Raw genomic sequence first — 17,383 nt, 5'->3', positions numbered from 1 at the left:
CGTTGCGAGGCTTCGGTGAAACGTCCCGCGAAACGTCCTATGTCTGTTCCACACCGTTCTATTTGAGTTTTTACAACGTTTATAGGAGTCCTCATGAGCGAGCAATCCCCCTCGTCCACTTCTTTGCATGGCTTTTGCAAGACCTACAACCTCTCGAAAACCACGGTGCATCGCTATTGCAGGGATAATGGCATCCCTACGTCTAGCGGTCTTTCGGTTGAAGCTGTCGAGCGGTTAAAAGTTGCTTTCAACATCATGGAACCACTGCAGAACAAGGCTCCTAGCAGTTCTACGAATTCCAAAATCGTTTACGTTCCTTCCTCTCATATCGAGGTCTTACCGCAAGAGACAGCATCGGCTCTTGGACTGCTGCATTCACAAGTGGTGAAACCGAAAACCTTTCGATCGATCGAGATGAATGGAACTGCTCAAACTCTTGTGGGACAGGTTATACAGCTTCACGGGCAGGTGCAAACTATGAAAGCTACCAACGATCAGACCGAAGCTAGTCTCGACGAACGTGAGCAGACGATCGAGCAAGCGTATGAGGTCGCGCTGCAACTGGGTAAAGACGCAAAGGCTGAAGTAGAGCGGAATCAGCAGCTTGGAGAGCGATCTGAGGAAGTCGGTGCAAAGGAAGAAGACCTAAAAAAGCTCCTGCAAAAGCTGTTTTTGTGATTGGCCTGGTGGTCGTGGCGATCGCATCCGCTGTCATCCTTGCAAGCCTGGCGGTTTGGGCTTCGCCCAAGAGCGGAGCTAATGCCCAGCTCAACCTGTCCCGTCAAACTCAATTTTTCAATCCACTCCACACCCCTCATCATCATGAATTTTGATCCTGGCAGCCTTTCGCTTACCGAGATTCGAGGACTTCTGAACACTTACGAACAGCAGTCCCATCAGCTTGAATGTGATGCCGATGCTGTTCTGCACCAGATCCAAACCAGCACCTACCAACTTTTGATTCAGCTTCAGCAGCAAAAGTTGGAGCTTTACGCCCAGTCGCCCGTAGACATTCAGCGGTTGCAGCAGTTCGACTCTCTGACAATTGCAGTGCTGGAATTCCTCAAGGCTCAACAATCCCAGTCTTTCTCACACCTGCGTCAGGCGCAGCACAATCTCCGTTTCCAGCTCAAGGTCAATGCTGGCTTATCCCTTTACTTTCAACCGCTCACTGAACCCGAGCCGCTCTCGCAAATCGATGTTGATGATCTGTTTAGTTAGCACTGCTCCCTCTGTTGTTCAGCCTTGGAGTGTTCGGGGTTTTGCCTGAAAGCGAAGCGACTGCCTCTTTCCCCCAGACCACCGCTGCACCCGCCTGTTTCCTAGCCCTTCAGCCCAATGAAAACCCCCTGCGATGGACACCAAGCCCTTACTTGCAGGAGACTACAAAAAATCATCTCTATCATGCCTGCACAACCGCACTGCTACGCCTATTTAATCAAGCTCTCTAAGCCGTTAGGAAGCGAACGCCATCAAGCCATGTTCTATCTCGGAATCTCACGTGACTGGATCGATCGGTTCCGTCAGCACTGCATAGGTCGGGGAGCCAGGATGCTTGCCTATACCGGTCGCCACCGGATCGGCTTGCAGGTGGTGTGAGTTTGGCGGTTCCCCAGCTTCGATGACGTTTACCAGTTTGAGCGGTGGGCAAAGCGGTCAGTGAAAAGCCACCGCAAGCTGCTTACCCTACCTTGCTGGATTAAGTTTGCTGCCTGGCGGTGTAAGGGGAAAGGATATTAACCCAATCCTTTCCCCTTGCGGCAGGGGCGGTAGAAGCTCTTTCCACCTCCCCATCGCATTAGGCAGGAACAGAAGGTCTTTCTCCCCCCGCCAGTTCCGAACGTGATCAGGGCTAGGAACTTAGTCAAGTATGGCTAACTTCCCTGATTCTCGTCCCCTTTTCACCTGTCAACTCATCAACCCTTCATCAATGCAATCTGGATGTTTCACCATGATTAACTTCGCCAATTACACCGACCCCGACTATGGCGTATTGCTGCCGACTGCCCTGACCCTGCCTGCATTGGGACTGAGCGAACACGGTTTGCGGAAATTCCGCCCCCTTCTGGTGGAAGGTGTGGATTTTCTGAAGCAGCCGGGCAACGGTTCGATCGAGCGCATCTTTTACAGTGCCGCAGGCTTGCTCAAGCTTGCCAACGCCGCTGCCACACCGCAGGCACAGCAGCTCGTCACCGCTCTCCAGCCCTATCTGCCGCAAACTCCAACACCATCGCTGTCGCCTGACCCTGCCGCAATCATCCCCACTGGCTGTCACGCCGTCCAGCCCTACACGGTTTCGCCCAGCGACCTCGACCCTTATGCGCCGATGCAGCGTAGTGTCAAACCGTCCCCGGCTAACTCCTACACGGCGCGACCCACTGCCCTCGTCCATCACAGCGTTACACCTTCCTCTGTCACGCCGCCGTACCGTGCCACGGAAAACCACAGCGACCCCGCCGCCCACATCGCCAGCCAACTTGTCCCCCACTTGGCTCCAGCGATCGCTGCACAGGTTGGTTCTCAGGTCAGTGCCGCTCTGGCACGGCTGGAGAACCGTCCGAAAGAGTTGACCGAAGCTGAACTGCTTCTAGAGCAACAGCGCATCTCGATCGAGCAGTTCAAGGCAGTGCAAGAGATGGTCGTCGCCGCCCAGCAATCCAGCACCGACCAGACGAAAACCCTGCTTGAGGCGATGCCGAAGCCCAACGTCTTCGTTGAGAGTCAAGGCTTTGGCGATTTGATTGCCCTGATGAAGTCAGAAGGAATGCAACTGCTGGTTGGATCGGTCAGTTTTCTTTTTGCCCTAGTGTTTATGGCAAGCCTGCTGCTTGGCTCACGCGATTCGACTCCTGCCCCGGCTCCCATGCCCTACCGAGTTCCCCCGTCCACCGCCCCGGTTCCCCTGGCTCCCACCCCGTACCCCCCGACCAGTCCATAGGGTTGTGGGAGATGTTCGCCTCACCTGTTCAAGTTCATTTAACTCAAGGAGAAACCAATGCCTACAGGCATTTCTGAGTCCGAGTACAAACAGCAGTCTGAAACTATCTTGCGGGATATCCGCGCCATCAAAATCGAAGGTCTGAAAGCCGACCGTGACAAAGAACGCTGGACCACGAAGCGCAAACAAAAAGCGGTCGAGGTTGCCCAGGAGCAATACCGCCAGGAGGAAATCCGCCTCTCCATCGAGCAAACGCGCACGGACATCTTGCGAAACAACCTCAAGAAAACCGAAGTGGAGCGATCGATCTCCGAGATCGAGGTCACAGGCGCACAGGATCGCCTCAGCTTTGAGCGGCAAGCCGTTGATGTGAACCGCGATATCTTCCGGCGACGGCTAGAGTCACTGGATTTGACGCTGGGTGAATCGACGTTCAACAACGACGATCGCCGCGCCGAGTTCAAGGCGAAGGAGATTCGCGTGGGACTGCCCCGCTCGTTTAGCTTTTCAGGTGCAGACCTGAACTAGCCCTCTATCGTTGATGCCGCTCCGCTTGGGGCGGTCAGGAGGAATCCCTGCAATGGAACAACGCATTGCCGTAGGCTTAACCGCCCTCTTGGTCGCTGGAGCCGTCGCCCAATTGCTCAAAGCCCTCTGGCTCATCCCCCAGATTCCACAGGGGGTGACAACGATCGCTGCCCTGATTGCCCTGGTGTTTGGGCTGTCCGCCTGGATCAAGTGGCTGAAACGGCTCCGCCGCCGTCAGATCAAAGCGGCAAAAAGCCTCCAGAAGGACGCTGAAAGCTTCTCCTATCTGGTTCAAACCGAGCTTGTGGAGCATGAGCTTGATTTGTCCCCCAACGACCGACACGACCTGCAAACCACCCTGCTGCGAGTCGATCAAACCCTGCCCCTCATCATGGGTGCGATCGGTATCCTCTTAGGTCTGTTCTAACCCCTTTTCCCGTCCCTCACTCCTGCCCCTCCGCTTCACAGGCGCAGCCCATGACTTCCTATTCCCGCATTATCCCCACCGATAACCCCTTTCGCCCCCTTGCCGCCCGTCCAACGCACCAAGTGAAGCCGCGCTTGTGGCTCCTTGTCTTGGCGACCTGTAGCACCCTCACCTTTGGCTATCGACCGCCTCAGCCGCTTCTGGCTACGCTGTTTTGGGCAATCCGTGTTGGTGGAGCCGCTTGCGCGATCGTCGCCCTTTACCGTGACCCGGAGGTCGAGATTTACGACCCGATCGCAGAAGCTACCGCTTTACACCAGTTCCAAATGAGCCGATTACAGGAATCTCACCAGCTCGCCCTTCAGCAGAAGCAATGGGAGATCCAGCAGTTCTATGATGCCCACACCCAACAGCAGGTGCAGGCAACGATCGACCATTACGCGGCTCTGTTTCAGCGAAGAGAACTTGAACTGCTTAACCTTCGGCAGGCACTTGCTGACGCTCAAATCCAAGCCGAAACTGAAAAGCAGTACCTCACCCAGTCCTGGCAGCGGCAATGGGACAACCTCGAAATTCAAGTGGCTGAACTCGAAGCCTCAAAAAATCAATTGAGGGCAGAGCGCGACCTGATTCACGAATGGGCAGAACAGCAGTCGCTTGAACTGGAAGCGGATCGCCAGGAACAGCAGGAGCAAATCAATCTCCGTGCCGCGAAACTGGAAGCCAGTTTGGAGGAGCAACGGCAGGCGATGATCGCTGAGTTTGAGCGACAGTTTGACGCAATGGCTGCCTTGAATCAGAAGCGCATCGACGACTACAGGAAGCTGATTGCAGACCTGGAAGACACGATCGAATCGCAACGGCTCTACATCTACGAGCTGCACCAGCCCGAATACTGCAAAGGGGCATCGCCGGAGGAACTGCTTGCCGATTGTGTCATCACCTACCTGTTTGAACATGGCATCATCGTCAAATCACCCCAGGTTGTTCCTTACAACAAACACAAATTCCGCCTCACCTTTGCCGTGTTGCCGATCGCCCCTGGCAGGAACAAGGACAACAAGTATGCCGAAAGCCTGATTGATGCCTACAAGCGGCTAGAGCGAGTCAAGGAAGGCATTAAGGGGGTGGTGCGGGGTTGCAAGTCAATGCCGGAACTGGAGATCAAGCACCGTCAGCTTCAGTTGACGATCGATACCTCTGGGGTTGATTGGGAAGCCGAAACCCGCCGCCAAAAGGATGTGATTGCAGAGCCGCCAGTTGAACACTTCGAGCAGTTCATCGAAAGCTGCTACCACATTGGGCTGTTTGGACCCACACGGATGGGTAAAACGGTCACGATCAACAACATTCTGGGAGTGATGCAGGATCGGATGAGCGGCAATGCTCAACTGATTGTCGGAGATGCCAAACTTTCAACGGCTCTGAAAGTACTGAAGCCGCGTTACCTGGGAGCGAAAGAGTGTCTGAAGGGGCTGAGGGATGCCGCGAACGAAGTCCAGCGTCGGATTGATTTGCGCGATTCAGACTACCGCACCGATCGCCCCCTGCGAGACTTCAGCCACGATCAGCGCATCTACTTCTTCGATGAGATCAACGAAGTTATCAGCCTGTTTAATCAGCCGATCGACCCGGACTTGATTGAGTGGCTGAAGGATAACGATTTTCCGTCTCGGTTTGCTGTTTCTACCTATTTATCCCGCCTATGGCGGATGGGTGCAGAGCTGGGAGTGCTGACGCTGATTGCCGGACAGAACTTGATGGCAAACCAGCTCAAAATCAACGTGGTTGACTTGGAAAACCTGGGATTGATCTTCATGGGCGGTGCAATTTCAGTCGGGATTAACTATCGCTGTAAAGGCACAGAAAAAACAGAGATGGAAGGCGAATACCGCCTGAGAAGAGAGCGGTACTTCAGAACAAAGAACAAGCAATACAAATACTATGGTTTGTTTGCTTTGCCCAATGAACAACCTTATTTTGCTCAAATGCCTGCTCCGGATTCTTATATTTCCAGCTACACAATTCCGCTTTTAGATGCTACGGATTTAGACAATGAAGATGACAGTGACTATCTGGAAAATGAAGCATCAGGATTCAATTTTGATGAAGGTGCAGAATCAGTGCAAAATACAGAAACTTTGGGTGCGGATTTAGGCGCGGGTGGTGCGGAATCCGGTGCATTACCCGATCGCACTTCTCCTGCACCTGATAAGGTGCGGCGATTAGAAGAGATGCTGCACCTGGACTTCACAGGATCGCACCCTACGGAGCCGGGTGCGGGTGCAGCACCTGAAAACCCCCTCGCACCCGGCATTTCTGAAAATCTGGTGCGGCAGGTGCTAGAGGAATACGACCGGCTTCAAAGTCAAAGCAAAGTGATTAGCAAAGTTTGGGGAGTGCCGAAGTCAGGAACCAGCACTCGATACATTGTTGCTAAATGGAAATTCCGCAAGATTTTGTATGAGAACGGTCGCAAACTTCCGGGTAGATCTTGGGGTGATGATGTGAATGATTTGAAGACTTTTGATGAGTTAATTGGAGGAGAATAATCATGAAATTGAGCAAAATTGTTTTCCTAAGTGGGCTATCAAGCTTGGCATTAAGCAATATCGCTTTCTGGCAACGATCAAATGCAGTTCCGGTTCGCCAAACTTATCAGGTAGCCACGATCGCTCAACTCACTACGATGGCTCCTAGCCCAACTGCCCCTACTCCGGCAGCACCTGTTCAACCTGCCACATCAGTACCGCTTACTCCGGCAGCACCAACTTCCCCAGTTGCTCCGGCTGTCCCCACTGCTTCGTCCTCTTCCATTGCTCAAGCCAACTTGAAAACGATCGCCACCTGCAACGGACAACCCGAAAATGCCAACTTTCGATCGATTCCCAGTCTTGCTCCTGGTGCGGTGTTAGGTGTGGTCGCGCAGGGTGAGGTGGTCGCGCTAACTGGCAGAACTGCAATTGGAGATGGGGAATTTTGGTATGAGGCGATCGCCCCCAAACCCCTTTTCCCCAGCGCCAACCCCGCCGCCCTAAATCGAACTCAAGCAGGGCAGACAGGCTGGATTTCAGCTTGCTTTATCGGTCGCTAAGTTTGCTTATCCAGAACCACGTAGTTCTGTTATCGCGTAATTATGAGTTCAGCTTAAGCCGATACATTGATGAAAAATTTTAGCTAAGAGCTATGACGACTCCAAGCAATTTACCCCTACAACCCCGCCACAGCGAGTGCCCCCACTGTAGCGGCAACTACCTTAAATTCGATGAAGCCTTTCGCTATTACTCCTGTGGCGAATGCGGTCACATCTGGGCACATGACCCAAATGCCCCGGCATGGGAGGACTACGTGGATGATGAGGAGCTACTGAAGCAGGTTTATGACTCCGACCCCGAATACTGGGCAAAGCTGATTGAGCGACGACTGGATTGACAGCTATCGTTTTCCCAAGGTGTCCCCCGTGTTTACCAAGTGCCGGGACTGCAAATACTACTCAAAGCATCAGTGTGCTGTTTTACGCTAATTCCGGGTGAAGGAAAACGTTTCCCTTCACCTGAATTGGCATAAACTTATTCCTGTTGTTCTACATTCCTTCATGCCTACGATCGCTGTTGTCAATCAGAAAGGGGGAGCGGGGAAGTCTACTATTGCTGTCCATCTAGCCCGTTGGCTGCATCGGCAGAAGAAGCCAATTTTAGTTGTAGATGCAGACGGACAGAAAACTTCCTCTATTTGGCTAGAGTCCCTAGAATACGAAATTCCTTTCCGGGTCTTACAAGATCCTGATGAGCTTTTAGACCAGTTGCCCCAACTTGCAGAAGAGTATGAATGGTTATTGGTTGATGGACCCGCTACTCTCAGCGAGACAACCAGGGCACTTCTACTCTGGGCTGACTTAGCATTAATTCCTTGTCAACCGGCTGGCGTGGATTTAGCTAGTGCCTCGGATACTGTCCGTTTGGTGCGGCAGGCGAAAGCCATTCGAGGTGGATTGCCTAAAACCGCTTTGTTTCTCAATAAGGCAATCAAGGGAACCAAGCTGAAAGATGAGGCGTTCGCTGTTTTGCAGCAGGTTGAAGACGTAGATTTCCTGACGACAATCATTCATCAGCGTCAAGTCATTACTGATTCGTTTGGGCAAGGGGCGACCGTCTTTGATATGACCGGCACACCAGCAGGAACAGCAAGACGTGAGTTAGAGGGTTTGTTTAAGCAGGCGATGGAGGTGCTCAATGGCTAAGGAGCGTAAGAGCCTGAGTGATGCCGTTATAAAGCGTTTTATGGCTGATCCAGGTAGTGTTCAAGCAGAGCAGCCTTCTACGACTGTTGCTCTAACGGCTATTGAGCTACCTGCCAAACGACAGCCACGACGTTATTTCGACCCCGAAAAAATGGCACAGCTTGTAGCCTCAGTCAGAACGCATGGAATTCTAGAGCCAGTTTTAGTTCGTCCCTTGCAGGACGGCAGTTATGAGCTTATTGCTGGGGAGCGTCGGTTTCGAGCAGCCCAGGAAGTCGGACTAACTGAAATTCCGATCGTCTCACGGAAGTTTTCTGACCAGGAGGCTCTTCAGATTGCCTTAATGGAGAACCTTCAGCGGGATGATCTAAACCCGATCGAGGAAACTGAGGCAGTTTTGGAGTTATTAGCAATTGCCCTCGATACCAGTACAGAAGAAGTGAAGTCTGTCATTTACCAGGCAGCAAATGCAAAGAGCCGAGGTCAGGAGTTGAAGGAAAACGTTTCCCTTCAGCTAGAAAAGGTGGAATCTTATCTAGCTGAACTAGGGCGATTTAACCTTGAATCTTTTCGTAGCAGCCGCTTACCCCTTCTCAATTTACCTCCTAATGTCTTAGATGCCCTACGCGAAGGAAAGCTGGAATATACCAAAGCGCGTGCTATTGCTCGCGTGAAGGATGAACAGTATCGAGATGAGTTGCTGGAGCAGGCGATTGCTCAAGGTCTTTCTCTAAACGAAATTAAGGCAAGGATTAAGGAATCGAAAGTAGATTCTGAGCCAGCAGCACCAGAAAAGGCTTTGGCTAGCCGTATGGATGAGATTACTAAACGACTGAAAAAGAATAAAATTTGGAACGATCGTAAGAAGTGCGATCGGATTACAAAGTTGCTAGATGAGTTAGATAGGTTAACTGCAAGCAGTGATTAACAGGGAAAACGAATGTGTTGACGACCGCCCTATCCCACTCTTGGTAGGTCTGGCTAGTCGCTGCTTTCCTTCCTCTATTTGTCTCTTTCTTCCCCACTCTTTTTGTCTGCCTGTGCTTGTTGCTCTGCCCGGATGCGATCGAGTAACACGGAAGCGGGTTCTTCATCTTCGGTGATCACTTGAAATTGTCGAGCAAGCTAAAAACTGCCTGAAAGTCCGAATTACCCTTGCCACGAACTGTCGTACGCTGCAATTAGCGTTCCGAATAGTGCCATGACAGTTCTTCCTAAGCCTGATCACAAATGCCCCAATTGTGGCAGCAATGGCATTAAGCACGGCGATTGCTACCGCACTCAGATCTTCTGCGACTATACTCTGGCTTGGCAATATGGGAGTCTTAGTCCAGATTGGGATGATGTAATCGGTGATGACTTATTGATGGAGCAAATATATAAGGATGATCCAGCATACTAGGCAGAACTGATTAAGGTCCGCTAATTTCCGTCAATGAAATTTACTGAGGTCACCCGGCACTTTGGGAAAGTAGCGCTAGGTGCATTGATGAAGTTTAAGCCGACCCGTCGCCTCATTATCATGCTCGTTATTGGGCAATTCGTGATCGATGTTTTCCTGGTCATCGGGCTGTGGCTCACGACGCGCCTTACCAGTCAGATGGCAGATGCTCTGAAATTCTTGATGGATGGGTGGAGTGCTATGAAACTGAATGCTCGTTGCTATACCCAACAAATTGACGACTTGTTTTGAACAGGCAGGCTTCAGAGCAACGACCTTTTGGTGATGCACCAGCAACTCCAAGCTTTTATAAGTGGAAGACTGAAGGAAGAGACGTTACAGGCAATTAAGCAGTATGATTGCGGCTGGATGCCGTAAGCTCCTATGACTAATCGCCTCATCCGACGCTTACCCCAGTGCGAACTGTGCCGAAATAATGCGCAAAGCTCCTACCTGCTTTGTGCCATTCATCCTTATGAAGTGGCTGAGGGATTAGAGCAGTGCCCGGATCATGACCCCGATCCGAACTGCTTGGAGGATGACTGGTGGGAGCCGCAAGAATTTGGCACGTACAACGGTGAAATGATTGCTTCCCCGGTTGAGCGATTGACTAAAGTCCAGCAGCTTGAACTGTTACTCTGGCATCCCCTGTTTATGGGGATGTGTTCCCAGTGCCAACATCTATTTGCCATTAACTACGATCGCGTTCACTAGGACTGCCCGGATTGCGGGTGGATGGACGATACCGTTTGAGCTGCATCTGCTCAAAATCTGATGCAATTACAAAGGCACACAGCTAGAGCTTCATGCCACAATACGCTTCCCGTTACCCTGCTGTCTTGCCGGGGCACTCTATAAAAGTGCTTGTCCCAGAAGCAATTTATGCGAATTTCAATTCTTTCGATCGTTGCCACTCTTGCCACTGCTCCTTTACTGAGGACAATGCCTGCTCAGGCTCAATCTGTTCCAAATCTGCATCAAGGGATGTCTTATGCTCAGGCAAGACAGCTAATTTTGGATGCAGGATGGAGTCCAAGCTACAACGTGCAAGCGTTAAATACTTTTGGACTGTCATCTAGAGTCACTTATTTCCAAAGACTGGGTTATACGGAGATTGTGGATTGTGCCGGGACAGGTATGGGCTTGTGTCGGTTTGAGTTTTATGGAGATCAGGGGCAAACCCTGGCAGTCAGTGTAGGGCAGGGAACTCAGACGAATGTGGTGTACCAATGGTGGGTGGAAGAGTAGCTGCGATTGCTTGTCCTGATGTTTTGTTGCAAATGGTTTCATCATGACTCCACCCCTACAACCTCAACTTGAATGGCAGCAGTGGTCAAAAGTTTCGCTCTCTGGCAGGAGCAACCTGCCTGATTTACCTGGAATCTATGCCGTGATCGATGCTGCTGGAGAAGTCTGGTATGTCGGCAAAGCAAGTAACCTCAGAACGCGATGGGGTGGACGATCCCATCACCGCTATAGTCAACTGAGCCGCCAAAACAAAAAGCGGAACTATCAAATCTATTACCGCCCCTGCTCATTGGGGGAATTAGATTCTCAGGAAAAGCAGTATATCGACCAGTTCAAGCCTTTGCTGAACTATAGCCGGGTGAGAACCTATGCTAGAAAGCCACCACAGCCTCACCAGGAGCTTGGACGGATTTTGAGGGTCATCAACAAGTCCAGTTTTCTGTTTGAGGGTCATGCCCGATCGACTTGTCGCTGCGCGACGCGCCGTAGCGCGGTGCGATCGCTGATGGTGGGCTACTACCAGGAGCTTGATGAGGACGAGAACGAGGAACTGAAAGAATTCACCTGTATTGTCACTGCGACCAGTACTAATGACTACGACAAGGTGCTTTACAAGTCAGCGATGAAGTCTAGGACGAACAAAGGGAAGTATCTAGCAGATTGCTGGGGTGTTTATGAAACAACGCTTGGACTGAATGAGCCTGAGATTGACCCAGAGACACGCCCCTTGCAGTTTTTGATTTTCCAGCAGAATGACTGGGCTTATGAGTTTGTGCCAATGGATTATCCAGTCTTGGAGCAGTTCGATCGCCAGAACCAGGAACTTTATACCGAAACCATACTGCTCAACGGGCAATCGGTTTTGGCATTGAAAGACCCGGCTTGCCTGCAAACTTTTCTTTCTCCACCAGAGTCAGTGCGCTCTGGATACTTGAACAAAGCATGGCTGCGTCCCATGCATTACTATCACTACCGCCTCCCTCACCTAAAACCCATCTCGGAATTGGTTCAGGAGCAAGACACGATGCCGCGAGCATAAGTCTTAGGAGCCGTCATGTTGCTCTGCGTAAGTGGACTTTGGGAACTCTGGGCACAATCGCAATAGTTTTCTTCGGCTTCATGAAATTCAACCTTTGCTATCACATCAGACGAATCGACGACTCGCTCTGGACAGGCAATCTTCAGGGCACTGATTTTTTGGAACTGCTCTAGCAGCTCCAATCTTAACGAAGCAGGCAGGATTATCTTTGCCATTTTTATCAATAGCCAAAACTGATAACTTACATCCATCAAAAGACTGATTAAATCTAAAGAAAACCTTAAGAAGGCTGATCCCAAGGAATCTTCGAGGTAGATTTTTTGGTAGAGATGTAAAAAATCTCACATTTTTAAAACAGAGTCAGCTTCTATAAAGACTCTGCCTATAAAAACGGGTAAGTATTTTACAGAGTGCCAGCCTTCCGAGCGAGGGTTGGCACTCTGTAATGAGAAGATTACTTTAATGCTGTCCTTATCCCGTCCCCAACCTGGATTTGAACCACTGTTCCGACTCCCCTTAGCCTTGTCATAATGAGCTGCAACAGACTCATTGCATCTGAAGCGATCGCTCATACAAAACTCACCGATTTTAGATCGCAGTTCTTTGCCCTGTTGTCAATGCGATCGTTCAGTTCATAGGGCAACGGTCAGTTTGGCATGAGTTCTCGTGCAAAACAGGCTGCCGGACTCCTAGCTTCTACCGCCCATTGGGAAAGTGTGTCTCTTTACCTAGCTTCCTGTTCTATGAACAATACTGGTTGCCCTGTTATTGCTTTTCGGCATTCGATCGAAACTCGGTTTGTGCGATTAGACATGAGATCGCTCTAATTAACACCTGAGGTTCTACAGGCTTAGTCAGGTGTGCCTGGAACCCTGCCTGGAGTGCTTTTTGCTGGTCCGCGTCTCTAGCATAAGCTGTGATCGCAATCGCTGGAATTGCCCCGCCTTGATCGCTGGGGCGCGATCGAATCTGCTGCATCAGCGTGTAACCATCCATCTCCGCCATGCCGATATCGCTTACGAGTACATCTGGGATGAACTGATTCAACACCTGCAACGCCTCGAACCCAGAAGCAACGGCGGTCACCGTTGCGCCGCTTTGAGTGAGCACAAATGCCTCAAACTCGCGCGTATCATTGTCATCATCGACCAGGAGAATTCTGAGATTGCTTAATGCGTTTTCAGGGTCTGGCTGGCTTTGCCCCCGTTTAGACGTGATTGAGATGATTTTCTGAGACAGGGGGAATTGCACGGTGAAGGTTGCCCCTTGATCTTCTCCTGCGCTCTCTGCCCAAGCTGTCCCTCCGTGCATTTCCACAATTTGCCGCACGATCGCTAATCCCAACCCTAACCCGCCAAACTTACGAGTAGTTGTGGTGTCCGCCTGCCGGAAATACTCAAAGACATGAGGGAGAAAGTCAGGCGAGATCCCTTTTCCAGTGTCGATGACTCGAATTTGTGCGAGCTGATCGAGTTGCCGCAGTTCAACCGTCACTTGCCCCCCGTTTGATGTGAATTTAACGGCATTGTTGAGCAAATTCCACACGACCTGCTGGAGGCGAGCGGCATCACCAGATACAGGTGCCATCACCGTTGCAAGGTCCAGCAGGATTTCAATGTTCTTCGCTTCTGCTGCCAGTCGCACGGTTTCGACGGCTGCCGTAATCACAGACGGCAAACTAACCGGAGCTACGGTCAAACTCAACTTGCCCTGCATGATGCGAGAGATGTCGAGCAAATCTTCAATCAGCTGCGTTTGGAGTTTGGCATTGCGTTCGATGGTTGCCAGGGCTTGGCGTTGACGAACTTTATCGAGCTTGCCGTTTTGCAAGAGGCGCGTCCAGCCCAGAATTGGATTGAGCGGCGATCGCAATTCATGGGAGAGGACTGCTAGAAATTCATCTTTTACTCGGTTTGCCGCTTGCGCTTCTTCCCGTGCAGCCTGCGCGCGGGTCAAGAGTTGTTCCCGTTCGGCGGCAGTCTGTCGCTGCTCAAGCAAATCAGCGGCTTGGCGAGCCAGTAAATCGAGAAACCGTAACTCACGATCGCTCGGTCGGTAATGTTTGCGCCAATGCGTCGAAACCATCCCAATCCGTCTACCTGAGCGGCTGATCAGCGGAGTTGATTGGGCAGAGAGCAACCCCGCGTTTAGATGTAGACGCAGAGAACCGTCCGGGTCTTCGCTTTCTGGGACATCAAAATCCACAAAGGCGCGCTTTCCTGTTGCTAGAACCACCCCGCAGGACGTGATTGAACGAGCAGTCACGCGCTGGAAATGATCGGTAACGGTTCGATCGATCCCCCGAGTGGCAAGCAGCACTAGCTCTTGAGTTGATTCATCCAGCACTTGAATTGAACCCGCATCTGCCTGTGTCAGAGTCATTGCCGCAGAGACAATTTCGTCATAAAGCACCTGAATGTTGTCTTCAGCAACCAGTCGTGCGCTTAAGTCACGCAACAGCCGGGTATTTTCAAGGTCAGTGGTGATGATGGCTTCAGCTTGTTTGCGATCGGTAATGTCAGCATTCACGCCAACGAATCGCAGCGGTGAACCATCGGCAGCAAATTCAAACTGTCCGTTGACCTCGATCCAGCGCGTTGCCCCGTCCTGACGACAAATTCGGTAACTTGCTTGCAATAAAATGCCCGTTTGCATTGCCTCCGTCATTTTGGCTTTGAGGGTTTCGGCATCGTCTGGATGCAGGTAGTTCTCGAAAAATTCTTGAGCAGAAACTGAACCATCGGCGGGTGTGAGTCCAAACAGTTCGTACTGTCGATCGTTCTCCCAGATCGTGACATCTTCTGGCACTTTCCACTCGAATATTCCTAATTGTGCGGCTTCAGTGGCGATAGACAGTCGTTGTTCACGCTCGCGCAACACTTCCTCTGCCTGCTTGCGATCGCTCAAATCGATCGAGACTGCGAGGACCGCTTGTGGACGGCCCTGCTCATCGTCGAGGCGGGTAAGGTTACTGCTTGCCCAAACAATTGTGCCATCGGGACGCAGGTATCGCTTGTCGAGTGAAACTGGCTCTCCCGTTTCAATGAGGGTTTCAAACGCTGCTAAGCTCTTCGCGACATCTTCTAGATAGGTAGCCTCCGCGACACTACTCGTCAACAATTCCTCCCGTGATCGTCCCAACATGCGGCACAGCTCGTCATTGACCCGTTGAAACTGTCCCGTGAGCGAGACTTCGGAAAGCCCGGCAGCGGCTCGGTAGAAGATGGCAGATAGCCGCTCCTCAGCCCGTTTGCGTTCATTTTCAGTCTGTTGCTGCTCAGTAATATCGCGCGAAATGGCAACAAGTTGTATGACTTGTCCTTGTGCATCTCGAACAGGGGTAATCACGCTATCCCACCATTTAGGGATACCGTTACGAGTGAAACAAATGCCCTTGAATTGGCTCATCCTGCCGGCTTGAGCAGCAGCGATCGCAGCTTTTGCCTGTTCCTGGTGTTTGCCCTGCCAGAACTCAATCCAATCCGTATTAAGCACAAGCGTTGGATCGTCAATTTCTAAACAACGTAGCCCCCTAGTATTGATGTAGACAATTTCACCCCCGAAATTGAGAACCTTAATGCAGTCATCACTGCTTTCGAGAATTCGCTGCTTCAATTCCTCGCTTTCCCGTAGTGCCGCATTGACTTGGACAATTTCCTGAGCGGATAGCCTTAGTTCCAGTTCATCGACGACCATTGCTGCCAAATCAATCAGTGTGGCTTGCTGCTCTGGGGTTAATGGGTCACGAGGCTGACTGTCGAGCAGGCACAGCGTTCCTAAATTGAAGCCGTTTTGAGTCAGCAGGGGCGCACCTGCATAGAACCGTACCCCTGGTTCAGCCTGGACAAACGGATTACAAGAAAAGCGATCATCAAGCCGCGTATCTGGAACGATTAGCGGCTCATCGGTCAATACTGCAAAACTGCAAAGCGTTGCATCGCGGGGCACTTCGCTCGCGCTAAACCCGATGCAAGACTTAAACCAGGCTCTTGATTCATCAACCAGTGAAATAAGGGCGATCGGCACGTTAAACAGCCGGGCTGCTAACTTAGTGATGCGATCGAACGCTGCTTCAGGCGGGGTGTCCAGAATTTTATAGCGATACAACGCTGCCAGCCGCTCAGTCTCATTTGCAGGAACAGGAGGAGTGAGTAACTGGGGTGGCAGTGTGTCAGACATAGGTTAATTGAAACGTCAATCAGGACAGGCTCTAGAAACAAAAACACTGGTATGTTAAGACTCCTTACCATGTTTCTACGATCTGTAAAAGCCTCTTGAGACGGGACTTAGCGAGCCTGCTCTTTCCTTGCTGTACCTCAACAAATAGCGAAGTGGGGCTGATTCTCAAGCTTAAACAAGCTAACCCCAGAGACAGAAATGTTGACTGTAATGCTAATTCACTCTGACCTTATCGTAAACTTCTTCCCCCAGTCATACGATCCCTGCCTCAATCTGACACTCCTGGTAGAGCGTGAATTTTATTGAGTCTTTGTAGGATAAACGGCACACCACTCAAAGAATTCGCAGCAGGATGATTATGTCGGCAACGATCGCGATGGTGCCTCGCTTCCGCAAAGGGCAAACGGTTAGCTTCATCGGCGGCAGTGGAACCATTAAAAGCTATTATCTCGAAGCAGGAAACTGGTTCTACCTGGTTGAGATGGAAATGGGACCAGAACCAGCAATGGGCAGAATCGGGGCTGAAACGACAGTCTTATTAAGTCAATCCGACCTGATTGTGCAGGAAGAGCATCGCGCTCTGAAGCTGCCAATCAGTGCATAGGAGCAAGGTCAAAGAACTACCTAAGGAAGTAGGTAATTTGGACTGCTTGCAGTACAGTAATGCACAAGTCCCGAAGGCGATCGCGTTTTTGTGCCGCTGTTCGTGTCATGGGTAGCTTTGATAGGAGCTGCCTCCACTAATTCCGATTTCCTCCCACATTGCAGTGAGTGCGACTACACAGGTCTTGAATTCTCAAAGACCTCTGTTCTTAAGCAAGAAATTAGATTTGCGGCTGACCCTATCGTTGTTTTGCTGATAAATGTATTGAATATTACTGTTTGATTGCCCTAAATATTCTTTAACAATGAGGGAGAACGTCAGCAGTCGCTCTACTTTCAAGGAGGTACAAGTTCTTGTCGTCGATGATGATGAGGACTCTTGTGAATTTCTCACGGTCGCGTTGAAAGCTTACGGCATTAAAGCTCATGCTGTATCGTCTGCTCGTCAAGCTCTCAAAGCTTTTGTCAAGCTACAGCCCGATGTGCTGATTAGTGATCTTGCCATGCCCAACGAGGATGGCTACTGGCTAATTCAGCAAGTGCGGCAACTTAAAGCCCATCAGCGCGGCCCTACGCCTGCGATCGCAGTTACAGCTCTGAGCGAGAAGCCGCATGAGGTTTTATCCCGTGGCTTTCACTGTTTCCTACAAAAGCCTGTCGATGTAGACGCACTCGTAGACGAGATTCTGAATTTGGTCGAGCAGGGCAAACTTGCTGGATAGAATCATTCGTATGTTTGC

The 17,383-nt window shown here is 51.0% G+C and carries 21 protein-coding genes; 19 read left to right on the top strand and 2 right to left on the bottom strand.

Annotated features, from left to right (window positions below):
* Positions 1-93: 93 nt before the first annotated feature.
* The 17 genes from NDI45_RS20635 (at position 94) to NDI45_RS20555 (ending at position 11,861) form a co-directional block, all read left to right on the top strand.
* Positions 94-678 (top strand): hypothetical protein, encoded by a 585-nt coding sequence (locus NDI45_RS20635; RefSeq protein WP_348248529.1) that lies wholly within the window; start codon positions 94-96, stop codon positions 676-678.
* On the top strand, positions 675-833 hold the full coding sequence (locus NDI45_RS20630) for a hypothetical protein (RefSeq protein ID WP_348248528.1): 159 nt from the start codon (positions 675-677) through the stop codon (positions 831-833). Before NDI45_RS20635 ends, NDI45_RS20630 begins: the two co-directional genes overlap by 4 nt.
* Entirely contained in the window at positions 823-1,221 is a 399-nt protein-coding gene (locus NDI45_RS20625) for a hypothetical protein (protein WP_348248527.1), read from the top strand. The genes NDI45_RS20630 and NDI45_RS20625 overlap by 11 nt, the downstream gene beginning before the upstream one ends.
* 183 nt (positions 1,222-1,404) lie before the next feature.
* A complete protein-coding gene (locus NDI45_RS20620) occupies positions 1,405-1,599 on the top strand; it encodes a hypothetical protein (RefSeq protein ID WP_348248526.1) in 195 nt (64 codons plus the stop codon).
* Between the two features lie 352 nt (positions 1,600-1,951).
* A complete protein-coding gene (locus NDI45_RS20615; protein ID WP_348248525.1) occupies positions 1,952-2,938 on the top strand; it encodes a hypothetical protein in 987 nt (328 codons plus the stop codon).
* 57 nt (positions 2,939-2,995) lie between these two features.
* Positions 2,996-3,466, top strand: a complete 471-nt coding sequence (locus NDI45_RS20610; protein ID WP_348248524.1) for a hypothetical protein — start codon at positions 2,996-2,998, stop codon at positions 3,464-3,466.
* Positions 3,467-3,518: 52 nt separating this feature from the next.
* Positions 3,519-3,893, top strand: coding sequence for a hypothetical protein (locus tag NDI45_RS20605; protein ID WP_348248523.1), 375 nt, complete (start codon positions 3,519-3,521; stop codon positions 3,891-3,893).
* 50 nt (positions 3,894-3,943) lie between these two features.
* Positions 3,944-6,445 (top strand): hypothetical protein, encoded by a 2,502-nt coding sequence (locus NDI45_RS20600; RefSeq protein ID WP_348248521.1) that lies wholly within the window; start codon positions 3,944-3,946, stop codon positions 6,443-6,445.
* A gap of 2 nt (positions 6,446-6,447) precedes the next feature.
* Complete coding sequence (locus NDI45_RS20595; protein ID WP_348248520.1) at positions 6,448-6,987, top strand: hypothetical protein; 540 nt, start codon at positions 6,448-6,450, stop codon at positions 6,985-6,987.
* Between the two features lie 92 nt (positions 6,988-7,079).
* Positions 7,080-7,325, top strand: coding sequence for a hypothetical protein (locus tag NDI45_RS20590; RefSeq protein ID WP_348248519.1), 246 nt, complete (start codon positions 7,080-7,082; stop codon positions 7,323-7,325).
* A gap of 163 nt (positions 7,326-7,488) precedes the next feature.
* Positions 7,489-8,133 (top strand): AAA family ATPase, encoded by a 645-nt coding sequence (locus tag NDI45_RS20585; protein ID WP_348248518.1) that lies wholly within the window; start codon positions 7,489-7,491, stop codon positions 8,131-8,133.
* The gene (locus NDI45_RS20580) at positions 8,126-9,061 is read left to right on the top strand and encodes a ParB/RepB/Spo0J family partition protein (protein ID WP_348248517.1); all 936 of its coding nucleotides are present in this window, start codon (positions 8,126-8,128) and stop codon (positions 9,059-9,061) included. The genes NDI45_RS20585 and NDI45_RS20580 overlap by 8 nt, the downstream gene beginning before the upstream one ends.
* Before the next feature lie 273 nt (positions 9,062-9,334).
* Entirely contained in the window at positions 9,335-9,535 is a 201-nt protein-coding gene (locus NDI45_RS20575; protein ID WP_348248516.1) for a hypothetical protein, read from the top strand.
* Between the two features lie 33 nt (positions 9,536-9,568).
* Positions 9,569-9,826 carry a hypothetical protein gene (locus NDI45_RS20570; protein WP_348248515.1) on the top strand — a complete coding sequence of 86 codons (258 nt, stop codon included), beginning with the start codon at positions 9,569-9,571 and terminating at the stop codon, positions 9,824-9,826.
* 132 nt (positions 9,827-9,958) lie between these two features.
* Complete coding sequence (locus NDI45_RS20565) at positions 9,959-10,288, top strand: hypothetical protein (RefSeq protein ID WP_348248514.1); 330 nt, start codon at positions 9,959-9,961, stop codon at positions 10,286-10,288.
* A 168-nt stretch (positions 10,289-10,456) separates the two neighbouring features.
* On the top strand, positions 10,457-10,822 hold the full coding sequence (locus NDI45_RS20560) for a hypothetical protein (protein ID WP_348248513.1): 366 nt from the start codon (positions 10,457-10,459) through the stop codon (positions 10,820-10,822).
* A 43-nt stretch (positions 10,823-10,865) separates the two neighbouring features.
* Positions 10,866-11,861, top strand: a complete 996-nt coding sequence (locus NDI45_RS20555) for a GIY-YIG nuclease family protein (RefSeq protein ID WP_348248512.1) — start codon at positions 10,866-10,868, stop codon at positions 11,859-11,861.
* Here NDI45_RS20555 and NDI45_RS20550 read toward each other — a convergent pair.
* Entirely contained in the window at positions 11,831-12,076 is a 246-nt protein-coding gene (locus NDI45_RS20550; RefSeq protein ID WP_348248511.1) for a hypothetical protein, read from the bottom strand. The two genes, NDI45_RS20555 and NDI45_RS20550, sit on opposite strands and share 31 nt — an antisense overlap.
* A gap of 550 nt (positions 12,077-12,626) precedes the next feature.
* Positions 12,627-16,040, bottom strand: a complete 3,414-nt coding sequence (locus NDI45_RS20545) for a PAS domain S-box protein (RefSeq protein ID WP_348248510.1) — start codon at positions 16,038-16,040, stop codon at positions 12,627-12,629.
* Positions 16,041-16,398: 358 nt separating this feature from the next.
* Here NDI45_RS20545 and NDI45_RS20540 point away from each other — a divergent pair, with 358 nt between their 5' ends.
* Both NDI45_RS20540 and NDI45_RS20535 read left to right on the top strand, forming a co-directional pair.
* A complete protein-coding gene (locus tag NDI45_RS20540) occupies positions 16,399-16,644 on the top strand; it encodes a hypothetical protein (protein ID WP_348248509.1) in 246 nt (81 codons plus the stop codon).
* Between the two features lie 304 nt (positions 16,645-16,948).
* Positions 16,949-17,365: a response regulator gene (locus NDI45_RS20535; RefSeq protein ID WP_348248508.1), complete on the top strand. Its 417-nt coding sequence runs from the start codon at positions 16,949-16,951 to the stop codon at positions 17,363-17,365.
* Positions 17,366-17,383: the final 18 nt, after the last annotated feature.

The organism is Leptolyngbya sp. GB1-A1, from assembly GCF_039962475.1.
In the GTDB taxonomy this organism is placed as follows: domain Bacteria; phylum Cyanobacteriota; class Cyanobacteriia; order Elainellales; family Elainellaceae; genus Leptolyngbya_A.
Note: the sequence above shows the minus strand (reverse complement) of the source record. Positions and strands in the feature narration are given on the sequence as shown.